Below are 15,877 nucleotides of genomic sequence, written 5' to 3' on the forward strand. Positions count from 1 at the left end.
CACCAACGGAATGCGTCGCCCTGGTGTTTTGGCGCGGTCGGGGGCGTGGCCCGCGCACGTGCGCCGCCGCCTCCCGCGCGTACGGGCAGCGGAGCGGTGGGGGAAACAGTTGCAAGCGGGGTGCTTGCAAAAGTTAGCGGGGTGGGGCATGGTGGGGACATGGGTGCGTTGAAGGTGGGGGAGCTGGGGGAGTTCCTGCGGGAGCAGCGGCGCGGGGCGCGGCTGAGCCTGCGGCAGCTCGCTGACGCCGCGGGGGTGTCGAACCCGTATCTGAGCCAGATCGAGCGCGGGCTGCGCAAGCCGAGCGCGGAGATCCTCCAGCAGTTGGCGAAGGCGCTGCGGATATCGGCGGAGACGCTGTACGTGCAGGCGGGCATCCTCGACGCACGGGAGCGGGACGAGCTGGAGGTACCCGCGGCGATCCTGGCCGACCCGTCGATCAACGAGCGCCAGAAGCAGGTGCTGATCCAGATCTACGAGTCCTTCCGCAAGGAGAACGCCGCGGCGCCGGAGGGGGACGACGGCGCCGGACCCGTATCGGCGGCGGACCGCGACGAAGCGGCCGCCTCGGTGGTTGCGGAGCGGGCGGCCGAGCAAGCGACGAGCAAGCGACGAAGCAAGGAAGAAGAGGGCTGAGAGCAATGACGATCACCGACGACATCGTGAAGGGCCTGCGCAACCCGACCCCGCTGTACGCCGTCGCGGGCACCGCCGACCTCGCCGCGGAGAAGCTGCGCGAGGTGCCGGGGATGCTGGAGAAGCTCCGCGAGCAGGCGCCCGGGCACTTCGAGAAGCTGCGGGCGACGGACCCGAAGGACGTGCAGCAGCGCGTCGCCGAGGGAGCCAGGGACGCCCAGAGCAAGTTCAACGAGACCTTCTCCGACCTGGACCTGAAGGACCTCAAGGAACTCCGCCCGGACTTCCGCAAGATCGGCGAGTCCGTGCAGGGCCTGGCGCTCCAGGGCGTCGGCCGCGCCGCCGAGTACGCGGTACGCACCCGCGAGACGTACGACGAGCTGGCCGAGCGCGGCAAGGACGCCGTCGCGAAGTGGCGGGGCGAGACCTCCGAGGAGGAGCCCGCCAAGGGGCGGGCCGCCGAGAAGTCCCCGTCCGCCGCGGCACCCGAGGCCAAGGCGAAGCCGCGGTCCGCCAAGGCGGGGTCGGCGTCGGACTCGGAGGCGCCCAAGCCGGCTGCTCCGAAGAAGCCCGCCGCCCAGCGCCGCACCACTCCGAAGAAGCCGACGGAGTAGCCGGGCGGAGAAGCGACGGACCGGGCACCGAAGGCGCGCCCGGTCCGTTCAGCGGGTAGGACCGGTACGGTGGCAATGACCCCGACAGTGACTGAGGCGGTGGACGACATACTGATCACAGCGTTCTTCTCGGTGTTCGGCCTGATCTCGTTGGCGCTCTTCCTCTTCGCGCTCTTCGCGTTCGTCGACGCGGCGATCCGCCGTGAGGACGCCTACCGAGCGGCGGACAAGAACACCAAGGCGTTCTGGCTGATCATCCTCGGCATCGCGGCCGCGGTGATGAAGCTGTTCAGCATCATGTCGTTCTTGCCGGTCATCGGCCTGATCGCCGTGATCGTGTACATGGTGGACGTCCGCCCGGCGGTCCGTGCCGTCAGCGGCCGCGGGCGCGGTGCGGGCGGCATCGGCGGACGCTTCGGGCGCCGCGGCGGCGGCAGCAGGGGCAGCAGCAGCGACGGTCCGTACGGCCCGTACAACGGTCGCCGCTGAGGCGAGCGCCCACCGCTCGCACCGGAGAAGCCCTACCGGCTCCCTACGCCGACCGGCTCCTACGCCTGCCGCTCCAGCAGCACCACAGCCACGTCGTCCGTCAGCTCCCCGCCGTTGAGCTCCCGCACCTTCGCCATGGTCGCGTCCAGCAGCTCCTCGCCGCCGAGCCCCGCGGCCATCAGCTCCCCGGCGAGCCCGATCATGCCCTCCTGGCCCAGCCGCTGCGTGCCCTGGCCGATGCGGCCCTCGATCAGGCCGTCCGTGTAGAGCATCAGCGACCACTCACCGTCCAGCCGCACACTGATCCGCTCCCACTCGGCGTCCGGCAGCAGCCCGAGCGCGGGCCCGCCCGCCTCGTACGGCAGCAGCGCCGGCGCCCGCCCGGGCCCGGCGATCATCGGTGTCGGGTGCCCGGCCAGGTGCAGCTGGGCCGAACGGCCGTCCGGCGCGAGGTCGACCGCGCACAGCGTCGCGAAGATCTCGTCGTCGGCCCGCTCGTGCACCAGCACGTTCTGCAAGGTGCGCAGCAGTTCCTCGCCGCCGAGCCCTGCGAAGGTCAGCGCCCGCCAGGCGATCCGCAGCTCCACGCCGAGCGCGGCGGCGTCCGGGCCGTGCCCGCACACGTCGCCGATCATCGCGTGCACGGTCCCGTCCGTGGTGCGCACCGTGTCGTAGAAGTCGCCGCCGAGCAGGGCACGGCTGCGGCCGGGCCGGTAACGCGACGCGAACCGCAGCCCGTTGGCGCCCTCCAGCAGCGGTACGGGCAGCAGTCCGCGCTCCAGCCGCCGGTTCTCCTGGGCGAGCAGCCGGGTCTCGGTGAGCTGGCGCTGCGCGAGGTCGGCGCGCTTGCGTTCCACCGCGTAGCGCACGGCGCGGGTGACGGTGGCGCCGTCGACGCTGTCCCGGGCGAGGTGGTCCTGCGCGCCGATCCGGACCGCCTCCGCGGCCGCCTCCCCGTCGTCGGTGCCCTCGGTGAGGACGAGGACCGCGGTGCCCGGCGCCAACCGCGTCACCTGCTGGAGGCCGTCGAGCACGTCCGGCAGGTCGAGCAGGATGCAGTGCACGTCATCCGTGAGCAGCCGCCCCGCCGCGGTCAGGTTGCGCGCCCGCAGCAGGCGGATGCGGGGGCCGCCCGGCTCCTGGAAGTACGGCGCGGTGAACGCCCCGGCCGGGTCGTCGCCGATGACCAGCAGGGTCAGGACGAGCTGGTCGGGGACGGTGTCGTCGCGCTGCCGGGGCAGGGTGAGCGACGGCTCGGAGCCGTCGGGGCCCGGCGCCGCATGTCCGACCGCTGCTGTCGCTGGAGGAGCGGCCACCGGAGGAACGGTCGCCGGGGCGGCGGAGGGTGCGGCCTGCCGTGTCGAGGCGTCCGCGGGCACGCCTGCGCGGCCCTGGACGCCGCAGCGGGCGTCCGAGGGCCGTTCGGTGCCGCGCCGTGCAGCGGACATCACTCGGCTCCTTCCCTCCCCCTGAGGTCTCGGTCTGGCGACCCTAGTGGTTCAACCGGACGGTGAGGGAGTGCCCAAAGTGAATGTCGGGCGGCATATGCCGGTCCGGACGGGCGGTTTGGGAGCCAATGGGGGTATCCGCGCATGACCAAGGTCACGCGTGCCAGGTGCAACCGTGTGGCGAACGCGACCCTGTTCCGGGTCCACGCGGCTCCTCGGGACGGCCCGCCCCGCCATGCAGGCTCCCCGCACCCGCACCCGCACCGCCCGCGCAGGGCCCGTTCAGGCGCCCCCGCGCCCAGCCGATGACCCGCCTGTTCACCCGCCCGGCGCCACCGACTCCCATGCCACCGTGACCTCCCCCTGCCGCCACCGCCCGGGCCCGTCCAGCACCGGCCACCCCTGCTCCCGCAGGTCCCGCACCGCCCTGATCCACCGCTGCCGGGCGCCCAGCGCGGACAGCGGCGCCGCAGTGGCCCAGGCGCGGTCGAACGCCGTGAGGAAGGCGTGGACCGGCTCGCCCGGCACATTGCGGTGGATGAGCGCCTTCGGCAGCCGTTCCGCCAGGTCGGACGGCCGGTGCAGCGAGCCGAGCCGGGTCGCGAAGGTGAGGCTGCGGGGGCCTTCGGGGCCGAGCGCGACCCAGACGTGCCGCCGCCCGATCTCGTCGCAGGTGCCCTCGACGAGCAGGCCGCCGGGCGCCAGCCGGGCCCGTAGCGCCTCCCACACCCCCGCCACGTCGGCCTCGTCGTACTGGCGCAGGACGTTCGCCGCGCGGATCAGCAGCGGACGGCGGCCGGCCGGCAGCGGCAGTTCGAAGCCGCCGTGCCGGAAGGTCAGGCCGTCGCGGACATAGGGGAGTGCCGCGGTGACCCGGGCGGGGTCGATCTCGAAGCCGACCACCTCGGCAGCCGGCCGCACCTGCCGCAGCCGGGCCAGCAGCTCCACGGCGGTCCAGGGCGCCGCGCCGTATCCGAGGTCGACGGCGAGCGGGTCGGCGGCGCCGCGCAGCTCCCGGGCGAGGGTGGCGGCGATCCAGCGGTCCATGCGGCGCAGCCGGTTGGGGTTGGTGGTGCCCCTGGTCACCGTGCCCACCGTGCCGCTCACGCGCCCGCCGCTCATGAAAAGAGCGTAGAGCGGTGTGCACGTGCAGGGTCCGGGCGGGGCGGGAAGACGGGGAAGGCGCAGAAGTCGGGAAGGCGGGATGCCGGGACGGCCCCCAAGTAACGACCGGACATCGGTTCCCATGATCGGAAATGGAACCGGGCGTTCCGATGTTGTCGGGGGTTGACGACATACGTACGGCTGCCGGAAGGATCGCATGGTGACCACGCAGACGTCACGGCTCGCCGCCCGCAGGGGAGCCCTCCACAAGCGGTGGACCGGCGGGCGCCGGGTGCGGCGGGTGGCGATGCTGAGCGTGCACACCTCGCCCCTGCACCAACCGGGCACCGGCGACGCCGGCGGAATGAACGTGTACATCGTGGAGCTGGCCCGGCGGCTGGCCGAGCGGGACATCGAGGTCGAGATCTTCACCCGGGCCACCACCGGCGACGCGCCCGCGGCGGTCGAGCTGGCCCCCGGCGTCCTGGTGCGCCACGTGGACGCGGGCCCGTACGAGGGACTCGCCAAGGAGGACCTGCCCGCGCAGCTCTGTGCGTTCACCCACGGCGTGATGCAGGCGTGGGCCGGCCACCGCCCGGGCCACTACGACCTGGTGCACTCCCACTACTGGCTCTCCGGCCACGTCGGCTGGCTGGCCGCCGAGCGCTGGGGCGTGCCGCTGGTGCACGCCATGCACACCATGGCCAAGGTGAAGAACGCGGCGCTGGCCGACGAGGACGCGCCCGAGCCGACCGCCCGGGTGATCGGCGAGACGCAGGTGGTGGCGGCCGCGGACCGGCTGATCGCGAACACCGACGAGGAGGCCGCCGAGCTCGTGCGGCACTACGACGCGGAGCCCGCGAAGGTCGCCGTCGTCCACCCCGGGGTGAACCTCGACCGCTTCCGGCCCGAGCCCGGCGGGCGGGCCGCCGCCCGGCAGCGGCTCGGCCTGCCGCAGGACGCGGTGATCCCGCTCTTCGCCGGCCGGATACAGCCGCTGAAGGCGCCGGACGTCCTGGTCCGCGCGGCCGCGGTGCTGCTGGAGCGCGACCCGTCGCTGCGCGAACGGCTGGTGGTGCCCATCGTCGGCGGCCCCAGCGGCAGCGGGCTGGCCAAACCCGAGGCGCTGCACAAGCTGGCCGCTCGGCTCGGGGTGTGCGACGTCGTACGCTTCCGGCCGCCGGTCGGGCAGGAGCAGCTCGCGGACTGGTACCGCGCGGCGACCGTGCTGGTCATGCCGTCCTACAGCGAGTCGTTCGGGCTGGTCGCGATCGAGGCGCAGGCGTGCGGCACCCCGGTGGTCGCCGCGTCGGTCGGCGGGCTGCCGGTCGCGGTCGCCGACGGCAGTACCGGTTTCCTCGTCCCCGGGCACGACCCTCGGGACTACGCGGAGGCGCTGCGGCGGTTCGTGGACGACCCGCACCTGGCCGACCGCCTCGGCGCGGCCGCGGCCCGGCACGCCCGCGGGTTCGGGTGGGGCGCGGCGGCGGCGGACACGGCCGAGGTGTACGCGGCAGCGCAGCAGGAGTACCGCCGTCACCTACGATCGGCGCATGGCTGACGCTTCCCCCGAGCCGCCCCAGCGTTCCGACCGGCCCGACCAGTCCGGCCGCCCCGAACGGTCCGAGCCCCCCGAGCCGTCCTCGCCCGCCGCCCGCGCCCGTGCGGCGGTGGAGCAGGCGCTGCGCGAGGCCGAACTCCCGTGGGAGTCGCCCCGCCCGGGCACCTATGTCACCCAACTCCCGGGCACCCGCAAGCTGGCGACGACCACTCAGCTCATCGTGGGCGAGCACACCCTCTCCCTGAACGCGTTCGTGATCCGCCACCCCGACGAGAACCACGACGCCTTCCACCGCTGGCTGCTGGAGCGCAACCTCCGCACGTACGGCGTCGCGTACGCCGTCGACCGGCTCGGCGACGTCTACCTCACCGGCCGGCTCCCGCTGGCCGCGGTCACCCCCGACGAGGTGGACCGGCTGCTCGGCGCGGTCCTGGAGAACGCCGACGGCCCCTTCAACGTGCTGCTCGAACTCGGCTTCGCGTCGGCGATCCGCAAGGAGTACGCGTGGCGGGTCTCCCGCGGGGAGTCCACCCGCAACCTCGACGCGTTCGCCCACCTCACCGAGCCGGAGCCGTCACGGGAGCCGTAGCCGTAACCGTAGCTGTACGGCGGGCGGCGGACGGAGGTCGTCGCGGCTCGGGCGGCCGAGGCGGTCGAAGGGTGCCGCCCGGCCTCCATTACGCTCGGAGGCATGGCTGCTGCGTACAAGCTGATCCTCCTCCGCCACGGCGAGAGCGAGTGGAACGCGAAGAACCTCTTCACCGGCTGGGTGGACGTCAACCTCAACGACAAGGGCGAGAAGGAGGCGGTCCGGGGCGGTGAGCTGCTCAAGGACGCCGGTCTGCTGCCCGACGTGCTGCACACCTCCCTGCTCAAGCGCGCGATCCGCACCTCGCAGCTCGCCCTGGAAGCAGCCGACCGGCTCTGGGTGCCGGTGCGGCGCTCCTGGCGGCTGAACGAGCGGCACTACGGCGCGCTCCAGGGCAAGGACAAGGCACAGACCCTCGCGGAGTTCGGCGAGGAGCAGTTCATGCTGTGGCGCCGCTCCTACGACACCCCGCCGCCGGTGCTCGCCGACGGCGCCGAGTTCTCCCAGTCCGACGACCCGCGCTACGCCGGCATCCCCCCGGAGCTGCGGCCCCGCACCGAGTGCCTCAAGGACGTCGTCGAGCGGATGCTCCCGTACTGGTACGACGGCATCGTCCCGGACCTGCGCACCGGCCGGACCGTGCTCGTCGTCGCCCACGGCAACTCGCTGCGCGCCCTGGTCAAGCACCTCGACGGCATCTCCGACGCCGACATCGCGGGCCTGAACATCCCCACGGGCATCCCCCTCGCCTACGACCTCGACGCCGACTTCCGCCCGGTCACCCCCGGCGGCACCTACCTCGACCCGGACGCGGCCTCCGCCGCCATCGAAGCGGTCAAGAACCAGGGCAAGAAGTAACCCCTCGCCCCGAAAGCCCCCGCCCCGCGGATACGTCCGCGGGGCGGGGGCTTTCCTGTGTGAGGGGGACACAGTTCGGCGTCAGGCGTGGAGGGCGGTGCGGAGGGTGGTGGCGGCCAGAGTGATCGCGGCCTCGGCGGCGTGGGTCCCGCGCAGGGCGTCGACCATCACGAAGTCGTGGATGACGCCCTGGTAGCGGACGGCGGTGACCGGGACGCCGGCGGCGCGCAGCTTGTTCGCGTACGCCTCGCCCTCGTCGCGCAGCACGTCGGCCTCGCCGGTGATGACCAGGGCCGGGGGCAGGCCGGTGAGCTGCTCGGTGGTGGCCCGCAGCGGCGACGCGGTGATCTCGGCGCGCTCCGCCTCGCTGGTCGTGTACTGGTCCCAGAACCACTTCATCCCCTCGCGGGCGAGGAAGTAGCCCTCGGCGAACTGGTGGTAGGAGGCGGTGTCGAAAGAGGCGTCGGTGACCGGGTAGAAGAGGACCTGCTGGCGCAGCCGGACGTCCCCGCGCTCCTTGGCCTGGAGGGTGAGGGCCGCGGCCATGTTGCCGCCGACCGAGTCGCCGGCCACCGCGATCCGGGCCGGGTCCAGGCCGTGGCCGGTGCCGTCGGTGCCGATCCAGCGGGCGACGGTGTAGTTCTGCTCGATGGCGACGGGGTAGCGCGCCTCGGGTGAGCGGTCGTACTCGGGGAAGACCACGGCGGCGCCGGCCCCGACGGCCAGTTCGCGCACCAGCCGGTCGTGGGTGTGGGCGTTGCCGAACACCCAGCCGGCGCCGTGGATGTAGAGGATCACCGGGAGCTGGCCCTTGGCGCCCTGCGGGCGGACGATGCGGGCCCGCACGCTGCCGGTCGGGCCGCCCTGCACGGTCACCCACTCCTCGTCGACCGCGAGCTTAGGGGTGTCGCCGGACTGCACCTCGTCCACGGCGGCGCGGCCCTCGGCCGGCGGCAGCTGGTAGAGGAATGGCGGCTTGGAGGTGGCCTCGGCGAAGGCCGCGGCGGCCGGTTCGAGCACCGGCGCCTCGGGGGTGTAGTCGCTGGCGCCCGCGGCGGGTGTGGTGGTCATGGCGTACTCCTGCGGTTCGGGCCCCGTCCTCTGCGGAACCTTGCAAGCAAGAAGATACGACACGATTGCCTAGTGCACAAGTTAAGTGTGTGATGTTCGATCGTGGCAAGGTGAATGGTGTGCTCTGTCATCGGCTGCGTGCCGAGCAGTAGCCTGGGGCCGCGAGATCAACGGAGGAGACGCGATGGCCAACAGCGACATGCAGGCGGCGGCCGCGGTGAGCGACGCCGCCGAACGGGCGGCGGAATCGGCCGCGGAAGCCGCGCCCGCGACCCTGCTCCTCGACGACCAGCTGTGCTTCGCCCTCTACGCGGCCTCCCGCGCCGTCACCGCGCGCTACCGGCCGCTGCTCGACTCCCTCGGGCTGACCTACCCCCAGTATCTGGTGATGCTGGTGCTCTGGGAGCACGAAGCCGTGGCGGTCAAGGAACTCGGCGCCGCGCTCCAACTCGACTACGGCACCTTGACCCCGCTGCTGAAGCGGCTGGAGGCCAACGGCCTGGTGCGGCGCGAGCGGCGTCCCGACGACGAGCGCTCGGTGACGGTCTCCCTCACCGCCGAGGGCGTGCGGCTGCGCGAGCGGGCCGCCGGGGTGCCGGTCGCGATGAGCGGCGCGATGGGGCTCGACGCGGCGGAGACCGCGCAGATCAAGGAGCTGCTGAGGCGGCTGACCGCCAACGTGGCGCGCGGCTGACGCCGGACCCGCCGGGACCGAAGCACGCGGGCCCCGCCTGGTCGCCCAGGCGGGGCCCGTGCTGCCCGTTCGGCGGTGCGAACCGGGCGCGCGCTCTCGCGGGAGCCGGGGAAGCTGTCGGAACTAGTGGGAGCAGCCGCTGCACTGGCAGGGGCTGCCGGACTGGCAGCCGCAGCCGCAGCCCGAACCGCAGCCGCAGGCGGCGACCAGGGGCAGCGGGGTGCGCAGTGGCGGCGCCGCGCCCGGCGTGCGGTGGTCGAGGTCGCGGGCGGGCGGTGGAGTGGGGGACTGCGGCATCGGTGACACCCTCCTCAGGCTGGCCTGACCACCAGTGAACCCGGCGCGTACCGGTGTTTCAAGGGCGCACGAGGGCATCCCGGGCAACGCGCCCACGCCTCGCGCGCCCCCTGCCCGAGGCCCTCCCGAGGCATGTCCCGACCCCCTCCGCGAACCTCTCCCCGCGCACTCTCCGGCCCGCCCACCCGCTCGTCCCCCGCGCACCCGTCCCCCGTACGGGCGAACCCGAGCCGGGCGAACCCGGGCCGGCGTTACGCGCCGTCGGCGCTCGGCGTCGGGCTCAGCTCGTCCGCGTGCTCGCCCGTCACCAGGTAGACGACGCGCTTGGCTACCGACACCGCGTGGTCGGCGAACCGCTCGTAGTACCGGCCGACCAGGGTGACGTCGACCGCGGTCTCGATGCCGTGCTTCCAGCGGTCGTCCAGGAGGTGCTGGAAGAGCGTGCGGTGCAGCTCGTCCATGCGGTCGTCGTCCGCCTCCAGTTGGAGCGCGTCGTCGACGTCCTTGGTGATGATCACCTCGGCGGCCTTCGCCATCAGCCGCTGGGCGAGCTGGCCCATCTCCAGGATGGTGCTGTGCAGGTCCCGGGGCACGACCGTCTCCGGGAAGCGCAGCCGGGTGAGCTTGGCCACGTGCCGGGCCAGGTCGCCGGAGCGCTCCAGGTCGGCGCTCATCCGCAGGCTGGTCACGACGATCCGCAGGTCGGTGGCGACCGGCTGCTGCCGGGCGAGCAGCGTGATCGCGCGGTTCTCCAGCTCCCGCTGGAGGTCGTCGACCTTCTCGTCCGCGGCGATCACGCTCTCGGCGACCTTCAGGTCCGCGTCCAGCATCGCGGTGGTGGCCCGGCCTATCGCGGACCCGACGAGCCGGGCCATCTCGACCAGCCCGTCACCGATCGAGTCCAGCTCCTCGTGGTATGCGTCCCGCATCGCTTTCCTTCCGTACAGGCCGAGGGCACACATGCCGTGGCCGAAACGTGTGCTCAAAAGAGAGGCTTCTCCTCCACGCTCACACGCTGATGGCCGTACGCGTACCGGCCGCGCATCGCAGGTGAATCCAGACCCTCGTCAAGGTGAACTCTTGGCAACGTACATCCGAGAGCTCGCTCCGAGGGTTGTAAAGCAATTGAACAGGCCACCTAACCTGTAGACGTGGACGTGAACGCGGCAGTGGCCGCAGCCAGCGCGATAGCCGGTCTCCTGACCGGCGCCAGCGCCGTACTCGCGTTCCGGTGGAGCGAGCGGGAACAGGCCCGTCCCACCCGTAAAGCGCTACGGACCGACAACATGACCGCTGTACTCCCCCCGGGCGTGGACACCGTCCTGTCCGTGCTCCGCTCCTCCGCCGTCGTCCTCGACGAGGGCGACACCGTGGTCAAGGCCAGCTCGGCGGCGTACGCCCTCGGACTGGTCAGAGGCGGCCGGCTGGCCGTCGACCAGATGCTCCAGATGGCCCGCGAGACCCGCAGGGACGGCGAGATACGGCAGGTCGAGCTCGACCTGCCGCGTCGCGGCGCCGGGCGGGGCGAAGGGCTGGCGGTCTCCGCCCGGGTCGCCCCGCTGGGCTCCCGGCTGGTGCTGCTGCTGGTGGAGGACCTGACCGAGGCGCGCCGTATCGAGGCGGTGCGCCGCGACTTCGTGGCGAACGTCAGCCACGAGCTGAAGACCCCGGTCGGCGCCCTGTCGCTGCTCTCCGAAGCGGTGATGGACGCGTCCGACGACCCCGAGGCGGTCAACCGCTTCGCCGGCCGGATGCAGATCGAGGCCACCCGGCTGACCAGCCTGGTGCAGGAGATCATCGACCTGTCCCGGGTCCAGGACGACAACGCCCTCGTCGACGCCGAGCCGGTCGCCGTGGACGACCTCGTCGCCGAGGCGGTCGACCGCTGCCGGCAGCCCGCCAACTCCAAGCAGATCACCATGGCCACCGGCACCACCCCCGACCTGTACATCTGGGGGAACCGGGGCCAGCTCGCCGCCGCTCTCGGCAACCTCGTCGAGAACGCCGTCAACTACAGCCCGGCCCGCACCAGGGTCGGCATCGCCGGCCGCAGGATCACCGCCTCCGGCGGCGACCGGATCGAGATCTCCGTCACCGACCAGGGCATCGGCATCTCCGAGCGGGACCGCGAGCGGGTCTTCGAGCGCTTCTACCGGGTCGACCCGGCGCGCTCGCGGGCCACCGGCGGCACCGGTCTCGGCCTGTCCATCGTCAAGCACGTGGCCGCCTCGCACGGCGGGGAGGTCACGGTGTGGAGCGTCGAGGGACAGGGCTCCACCTTCACGCTGCGCCTGCCCGAGGCAGCCCGCGGCCGTTCCCCGGAGGCGGGCGCAGGGTCGGACCGCTCCGACCGCGCCGGCCGCCGCCCCGACCAGCCGGACCGCTCCGACCCATCCGAGCGCGCCGACCCGGACGAGCAGTACGACGACGTCGAAGAGCCGACGGACGACAAGCTCCTCCAGACCCTCCCCGAACACATCCCCGCCCCGGAGGTCCTCCCGTGACCCGCGTACTCGTCGTAGAGGACGAAGAGTCCTTCAGCGACGCGCTGTCGTACATGCTCCGCAAGGAGGGCTTCGAGGTCGCGATCTCCGCGACCGGGCCCGACGCGCTGGACGAGTTCGAGCGCAACGGCGCCGACCTGGTACTGCTCGACCTGATGCTGCCCGGCCTGCCCGGCACCGAGGTCTGCCGCCAGCTCCGGCTCAAGTCCAACGTCCCGGTGATCATGGTCACCGCCAAGGACAGCGAGATCGACAAGGTCGTCGGCCTGGAGATAGGTGCCGACGACTACGTGACCAAGCCGTTCTCCTCCCGCGAACTGGTCGCCCGCATCCGCGCGGTGCTGCGCCGCCGCGGCGAGCCGGAGGAGATCTCGCCGGCGGCCCTGGAGGCCGGGCCGGTCCGGATGGACGTGGACCGGCACGTGGTCACCGTCGGCGGCGGCAAGGTGGACCTCCCGCTGAAGGAGTTCGACCTGCTGGAGATGCTGCTGCGCAACGCCGGGCGGGTGCTGACCCGGATGCAGCTCATCGACCGGGTCTGGGGCGCGGACTACGTCGGCGACACCAAGACCCTCGATGTCCACGTCAAGCGGCTGCGGGCGAAGATCGAGCCGGACCCGGGCGCGCCGCGCTACCTGGTGACGGTCCGGGGCCTGGGCTACAAGTTCGAGCCGTAAGCCGGCCCGCCGCCTCTGTACGGGCGCGGCCCGCGCAACGGTAAGGGGCTCGACACCAGGTGCCGAGCCCCTTACTCATGCCTGCGTACGCCTTACGAGCTGCTGCCCGAGGTGCCGGACGTGCTTGACGTGCCCGACGTACCGGAGGACGTGCCGGTGGTGGGGGTCGACGGGGACTTCGGTGTCTTCGGCGTGGCCGGAGTCGTCGGGGTGGTCGGCACCGCGGTGGTGGGCAGCGAGCCGGGCCCGTACGGCGCGAAGTAGCTGCTCGCCGGCGTCACGTTGACCTGCATCTTCACCGCGCCGGCGGAGCTGAAGGAGAACACCGCGTTCTGGACGTCGCCGTCCCGCAGCGACTCGCCGGTGCCCGGCAGCACCGCGGCCGCGTTGCCCTTGCCGCCCAGCAGCACGCTGCCGTGCGCCGGCACGCTGATCGTCGACCCCCCGTGCTGGCCCTTCAGCTGGGCCATCGTGGTGCCCGCGATCTGCACGGACTGCAGGGTCTGGGCGTGGGAGCCGTTGTTGAACAGGCGGGCGGTGACGGTCGCCGGGCCGCTCGGGTCGGTGAGCACGAAGGCGTTCTGCACCTTCACATCGCCTGTCGACCCGGCGTCGCTGTCCGGGTGGACCCCCAGCGTCTGCGCGTCGGTTCCGGCCGCGCACGCGGCGGCGAGGGGCGCGATCGAGAGCGCGAGTACAGCGGCGACAGCGCCGCGACGGATGCTGCGGACCACGGCGGCGGCATCTCCTTGGGCAGGGTACGGAAGATCTTCCAGCGGCCTTACATTACCGAGGACATGCGCTGGGCCGCGCACCGGCCCCGCCATTAGGGCGGGTTGATTACCGGAGCGCCCGGACGGGTGCCGCGGGCCTTTTCCATGATCGGGCAAAATTCGATCTTCGGACGGCCGGTAACCGGCCGTCGGCCCGAACGGCGTAGCGGTGACGCACTCCTGTAGGAGTGACAAATCGGGACGTATCGACCCGCGTTCGGAGCTGTTCGGGGTCGTAACGGGCACGTTTCGCCCCCCGCGTATACCCGCTCCGACCTGCGGATACCCGGTCGGCGACGCCCCCTCCAGCACGTTCCGGGGGCGGTTGTCAAGCCCCGAGATATGCCCTGACCTGCGGAAACGCCATTCAGAAGACGCCGTTCCCGTGTTACCCTGGATAGCCACGGAAGGGGTACCTGTCACATGACGTTCAAGGTTGGCGACACCGTGGTCTATCCCCATCACGGGGCCGCGCTGATCGAAGCGATCGAAATTCGCCAGATCAAAGGCGTGGACAAGACCTACTTGGTGCTCAAGGTCGCCCAGGGCGACTTGACGGTACGTGTGCCCGCGGACAATGCGGAGTTCGTCGGCGTACGCGACGTGGTCGGTCAGGACGGTTTGGACCGGGTCTTCGAGGTGCTCCGCGCGCCGTACACCGAGGAGCCCACCAACTGGTCCCGCCGCTACAAGGCAAATCTCGAGAAGCTGGCGTCCGGCGACGTCATCAAGGTCGCCGAGGTCGTCCGCGACCTGTGGCGCCGTGAGCGCGAGCGCGGCCTGTCGGCGGGCGAGAAGCGGATGCTCGCCAAGGCGCGCCAGATCCTGGTCAGCGAACTCGCACTGGCCGAGAACACCAACGAGGACAAGGCCGAGACGCTGCTCGACGAGGTCCTCGCGTCGTAAGACCGTCCCTTTTCGGACGTTCTCGTGTCGCGTCCTTGCCGGTGTGAGACCCCACGCCGCCCCATGTGACGTACCGACTTACGCAGACGCACCCCCCGGCCACCGTCGGGGGACCTGCCGCGGCACCCGGTTGAGCAGGACGACCGGGTGCTGCGGCATGCTGATACCGCCGCATGCCCGTCGTGCCGTGGCCACGAAGGTCCCCCGGGGGTCACGGAAGGGGTCCGGAGGAACACCGTTCCCGGCACTCTGAGTGCGATACCCATCTGACACAAGGACACAAACCTGCGTACCGCCGCTGTCATTCCCGCCGCCGGACGTGGCGTCCGGCTCGGCCCCGGCGCGCCCAAGGCGCTGCGCACCCTGGGCGGGGTGCCGATGCTCGTCCATGCCGTCCGCGCACTGGCCGCGGCCCGTGCGGTGCAGGTCATCGTGGTGGTCGCCCCGCCCGACGGCGCGGCCGAGGTCCGGGCGCTGCTCGACGCCCACGAACTGGCCGGCGCGTCCGGCGCGTCCGGTGTGACCACTGTCACCGTCGTCCCCGGCGGCGAGACCCGCCAGGACTCGGTGCGGCTCGGTCTGGCCGGACTGCCCGACGACGTCGACGTGGTGCTGGTCCATGACGCGGCCCGCCCCCTGGTGCCGGTCGAGACCGTCGAGGGCGTGGTCGAGGCGGTGCGCGCCGGCGCCCCGGCCGTCGTCCCCGGCCTGCCGCTGGCCGACACCGTCAAGAGCGTCGAGCCGGAGACCGGCGCGGTCACCGGCACCCCGCAGCGCGCCCTGCTGCGGGCGGTGCAGACCCCGCAGGGGTTCGACCGCGCGGTGCTCGCCAAGGCGCACGCCACCGTCACCCAGGACGTGACCGACGACGCGAGCATGGTCGAGCAGCTGGGCCTGCCGGTCGTGGTGGTGCCCGGACACGAGGAGGCGTTCAAGGTGACCCGCCCGCTCGACCTCGTGCTCGCCGAGGCCGTACTCGCCCGCAGGAGTGGCCATGACTGCTGAACAGCACACCCCCGGCGCGCAGCCGGCTCCCGAGCCGGCTGCCGGCCCGGGAGCGTACGCGGGCGGGCTGCCGCCGCTGCCGCAGGTCGGCATCGGCACCGACATCCACGCCTTCGAGGAGGGCCGCGAGCTGTGGTGCGCGGGCCTGAAGTGGGAGGGCGAGGGCAGCGGGCTGGCCGGGCACTCCGACGCCGACGTGGTCGCGCACGCCGCCTGCAACGCGCTGTTCTCCGCGGCGGGCCTGGGCGACCTCGGCGCGCACTTCGGCACCGGGCGGCTGGAGTGGGCGGGCGCCTCCGGGACGGCGCTGCTGGCCGAGGCCGCGCGGATCGTACGCGCCGCGGGCTTCACGGTCGGCAACGTCGCCGTCCAGGTGGTCGGCAAGCGGCCCAAGATCGGCAAGCGGCGCGACGAGGCGCAGCAGGTGCTGGCCGCCGCCGTGGGCGCGCCGGTCTTCGTCAGCGCGGCCACCTCCGACGGGCTGGGCTTCACCGGCCGGGGCGAGGGGCTCGCCGCGATCGCGACCGCGCTGGTGGTCCGCTCCGGTCCGGCCGCGCCCTGACGACCGGGCGGCGCGGCGGGCGTCGCGCGCGACTGTGCCGTCCGGGCTGTTATGTGTCCGCAGTATGTGCAGTTGGCCCAGGGGCGCGG

At 72.6% G+C, this 15,877-nt stretch carries 18 protein-coding genes; 12 read left to right on the forward strand and 6 right to left on the reverse strand.

Annotated elements, in window-relative coordinates:
• Positions 1-159 precede the first annotated feature (159 nt).
• The 3 genes from AC3ERT_RS25445 to AC3ERT_RS25455 all read left to right on the forward strand — a co-directional run bounded on the left by AC3ERT_RS25445 (position 160) and on the right by AC3ERT_RS25455 (position 1,739).
• Positions 160-636, forward strand: coding sequence for a helix-turn-helix domain-containing protein (locus tag AC3ERT_RS25445; RefSeq protein ID WP_335981284.1), 477 nt, complete (start codon positions 160-162; stop codon positions 634-636).
• A gap of 5 nt (positions 637-641) precedes the next feature.
• Positions 642-1,250, forward strand: a complete 609-nt coding sequence (locus AC3ERT_RS25450) for a hypothetical protein (protein ID WP_435176999.1) — start codon at positions 642-644, stop codon at positions 1,248-1,250.
• 108 nt (positions 1,251-1,358) lie between these two features.
• Complete coding sequence (locus AC3ERT_RS25455; RefSeq protein WP_335981406.1) at positions 1,359-1,739, forward strand: DUF2516 family protein; 381 nt, start codon at positions 1,359-1,361, stop codon at positions 1,737-1,739.
• Between the two features lie 59 nt (positions 1,740-1,798).
• Here AC3ERT_RS25455 and AC3ERT_RS25460 read toward each other — a convergent pair whose 3' ends face one another.
• Both AC3ERT_RS25460 and AC3ERT_RS25465 read right to left on the reverse strand, forming a co-directional pair.
• Positions 1,799-3,187: a PP2C family protein-serine/threonine phosphatase gene (locus AC3ERT_RS25460; RefSeq protein WP_335981287.1), complete on the reverse strand. Its 1,389-nt coding sequence runs from the start codon at positions 3,185-3,187 to the stop codon at positions 1,799-1,801.
• A gap of 318 nt (positions 3,188-3,505) precedes the next feature.
• A complete protein-coding gene (locus AC3ERT_RS25465; RefSeq protein WP_335981289.1) occupies positions 3,506-4,309 on the reverse strand; it encodes a class I SAM-dependent methyltransferase in 804 nt (267 codons plus the stop codon).
• Positions 4,310-4,511: 202 nt separating this feature from the next.
• Here AC3ERT_RS25465 and mshA point away from each other — a divergent pair, with 202 nt between their 5' ends.
• The 3 genes from mshA (at position 4,512) to AC3ERT_RS25480 (ending at position 7,299) form a co-directional block, all read left to right on the forward strand.
• Positions 4,512-5,852 carry a D-inositol-3-phosphate glycosyltransferase gene (gene mshA, locus AC3ERT_RS25470; RefSeq protein ID WP_435132814.1) on the forward strand — a complete coding sequence of 447 codons (1,341 nt, stop codon included), beginning with the start codon at positions 4,512-4,514 and terminating at the stop codon, positions 5,850-5,852.
• Positions 5,845-6,441 carry a type III secretion system chaperone family protein gene (locus AC3ERT_RS25475; RefSeq protein WP_435177001.1) on the forward strand — a complete coding sequence of 199 codons (597 nt, stop codon included), beginning with the start codon at positions 5,845-5,847 and terminating at the stop codon, positions 6,439-6,441. The genes mshA and AC3ERT_RS25475 overlap by 8 nt, the downstream gene beginning before the upstream one ends.
• 102 nt (positions 6,442-6,543) lie before the next feature.
• A complete protein-coding gene (locus AC3ERT_RS25480) occupies positions 6,544-7,299 on the forward strand; it encodes a phosphoglyceromutase (protein ID WP_335981295.1) in 756 nt (251 codons plus the stop codon).
• A gap of 81 nt (positions 7,300-7,380) precedes the next feature.
• Here the strand turns inward: AC3ERT_RS25480 and AC3ERT_RS25485 are convergent, their stop codons facing one another.
• Positions 7,381-8,370, reverse strand: a complete 990-nt coding sequence (locus AC3ERT_RS25485; protein ID WP_335981296.1) for an alpha/beta hydrolase — start codon at positions 8,368-8,370, stop codon at positions 7,381-7,383.
• Between the two features lie 184 nt (positions 8,371-8,554).
• Between AC3ERT_RS25485 and AC3ERT_RS25490 the strand changes: the two genes are divergently transcribed.
• Positions 8,555-9,064 carry a MarR family winged helix-turn-helix transcriptional regulator gene (locus AC3ERT_RS25490; protein ID WP_335981298.1) on the forward strand — a complete coding sequence of 170 codons (510 nt, stop codon included), beginning with the start codon at positions 8,555-8,557 and terminating at the stop codon, positions 9,062-9,064.
• A 123-nt stretch (positions 9,065-9,187) separates the two neighbouring features.
• Here AC3ERT_RS25490 and AC3ERT_RS25495 read toward each other — a convergent pair whose 3' ends face one another.
• Both AC3ERT_RS25495 and phoU read right to left on the reverse strand, forming a co-directional pair.
• Entirely contained in the window at positions 9,188-9,361 is a 174-nt protein-coding gene (locus AC3ERT_RS25495) for a hypothetical protein (RefSeq protein WP_335981300.1), read from the reverse strand.
• A 251-nt stretch (positions 9,362-9,612) separates the two neighbouring features.
• Positions 9,613-10,290, reverse strand: a complete 678-nt coding sequence (gene phoU / locus AC3ERT_RS25500) for a phosphate signaling complex protein PhoU (RefSeq protein WP_335981302.1) — start codon at positions 10,288-10,290, stop codon at positions 9,613-9,615.
• Positions 10,291-10,512: 222 nt separating this feature from the next.
• On the opposite strand from phoU, the gene phoR reads away from it, so the two are divergent.
• Together phoR and phoP are read left to right on the forward strand one after the other, a co-directional pair.
• Positions 10,513-11,865, forward strand: a complete 1,353-nt coding sequence (gene phoR, locus AC3ERT_RS25505; protein WP_435132706.1) for a two-component system sensor histidine kinase PhoR — start codon at positions 10,513-10,515, stop codon at positions 11,863-11,865.
• On the forward strand, positions 11,862-12,542 hold the full coding sequence (phoP, locus tag AC3ERT_RS25510; protein ID WP_031525271.1) for a two-component system response regulator PhoP: 681 nt from the start codon (positions 11,862-11,864) through the stop codon (positions 12,540-12,542). The genes phoR and phoP overlap by 4 nt, the downstream gene beginning before the upstream one ends.
• Positions 12,543-12,634: 92 nt before the next feature.
• On the opposite strand, the gene AC3ERT_RS25515 is transcribed toward phoP, so the two are convergent.
• Positions 12,635-13,276, reverse strand: a complete 642-nt coding sequence (locus AC3ERT_RS25515) for a DUF461 domain-containing protein (protein WP_435177004.1) — start codon at positions 13,274-13,276, stop codon at positions 12,635-12,637.
• A gap of 462 nt (positions 13,277-13,738) precedes the next feature.
• Between AC3ERT_RS25515 and AC3ERT_RS25520 the strand changes: the two genes are divergently transcribed.
• From AC3ERT_RS25520 to ispF, 3 genes are all read left to right on the forward strand, one after another.
• Positions 13,739-14,221 (forward strand): CarD family transcriptional regulator, encoded by a 483-nt coding sequence (locus tag AC3ERT_RS25520; RefSeq protein ID WP_103889522.1) that lies wholly within the window; start codon positions 13,739-13,741, stop codon positions 14,219-14,221.
• A gap of 285 nt (positions 14,222-14,506) precedes the next feature.
• Complete coding sequence (ispD, locus tag AC3ERT_RS25525) at positions 14,507-15,226, forward strand: 2-C-methyl-D-erythritol 4-phosphate cytidylyltransferase (RefSeq protein ID WP_435177046.1); 720 nt, start codon at positions 14,507-14,509, stop codon at positions 15,224-15,226.
• Positions 15,216-15,788, forward strand: a complete 573-nt coding sequence (gene ispF, locus AC3ERT_RS25530; RefSeq protein WP_435177006.1) for a 2-C-methyl-D-erythritol 2,4-cyclodiphosphate synthase — start codon at positions 15,216-15,218, stop codon at positions 15,786-15,788. The genes ispD and ispF overlap by 11 nt, the downstream gene beginning before the upstream one ends.
• Positions 15,789-15,877 lie beyond the last annotated feature (89 nt).

It is taken from the genome of Actinacidiphila sp. bgisy145 (genome assembly GCF_057708125.1).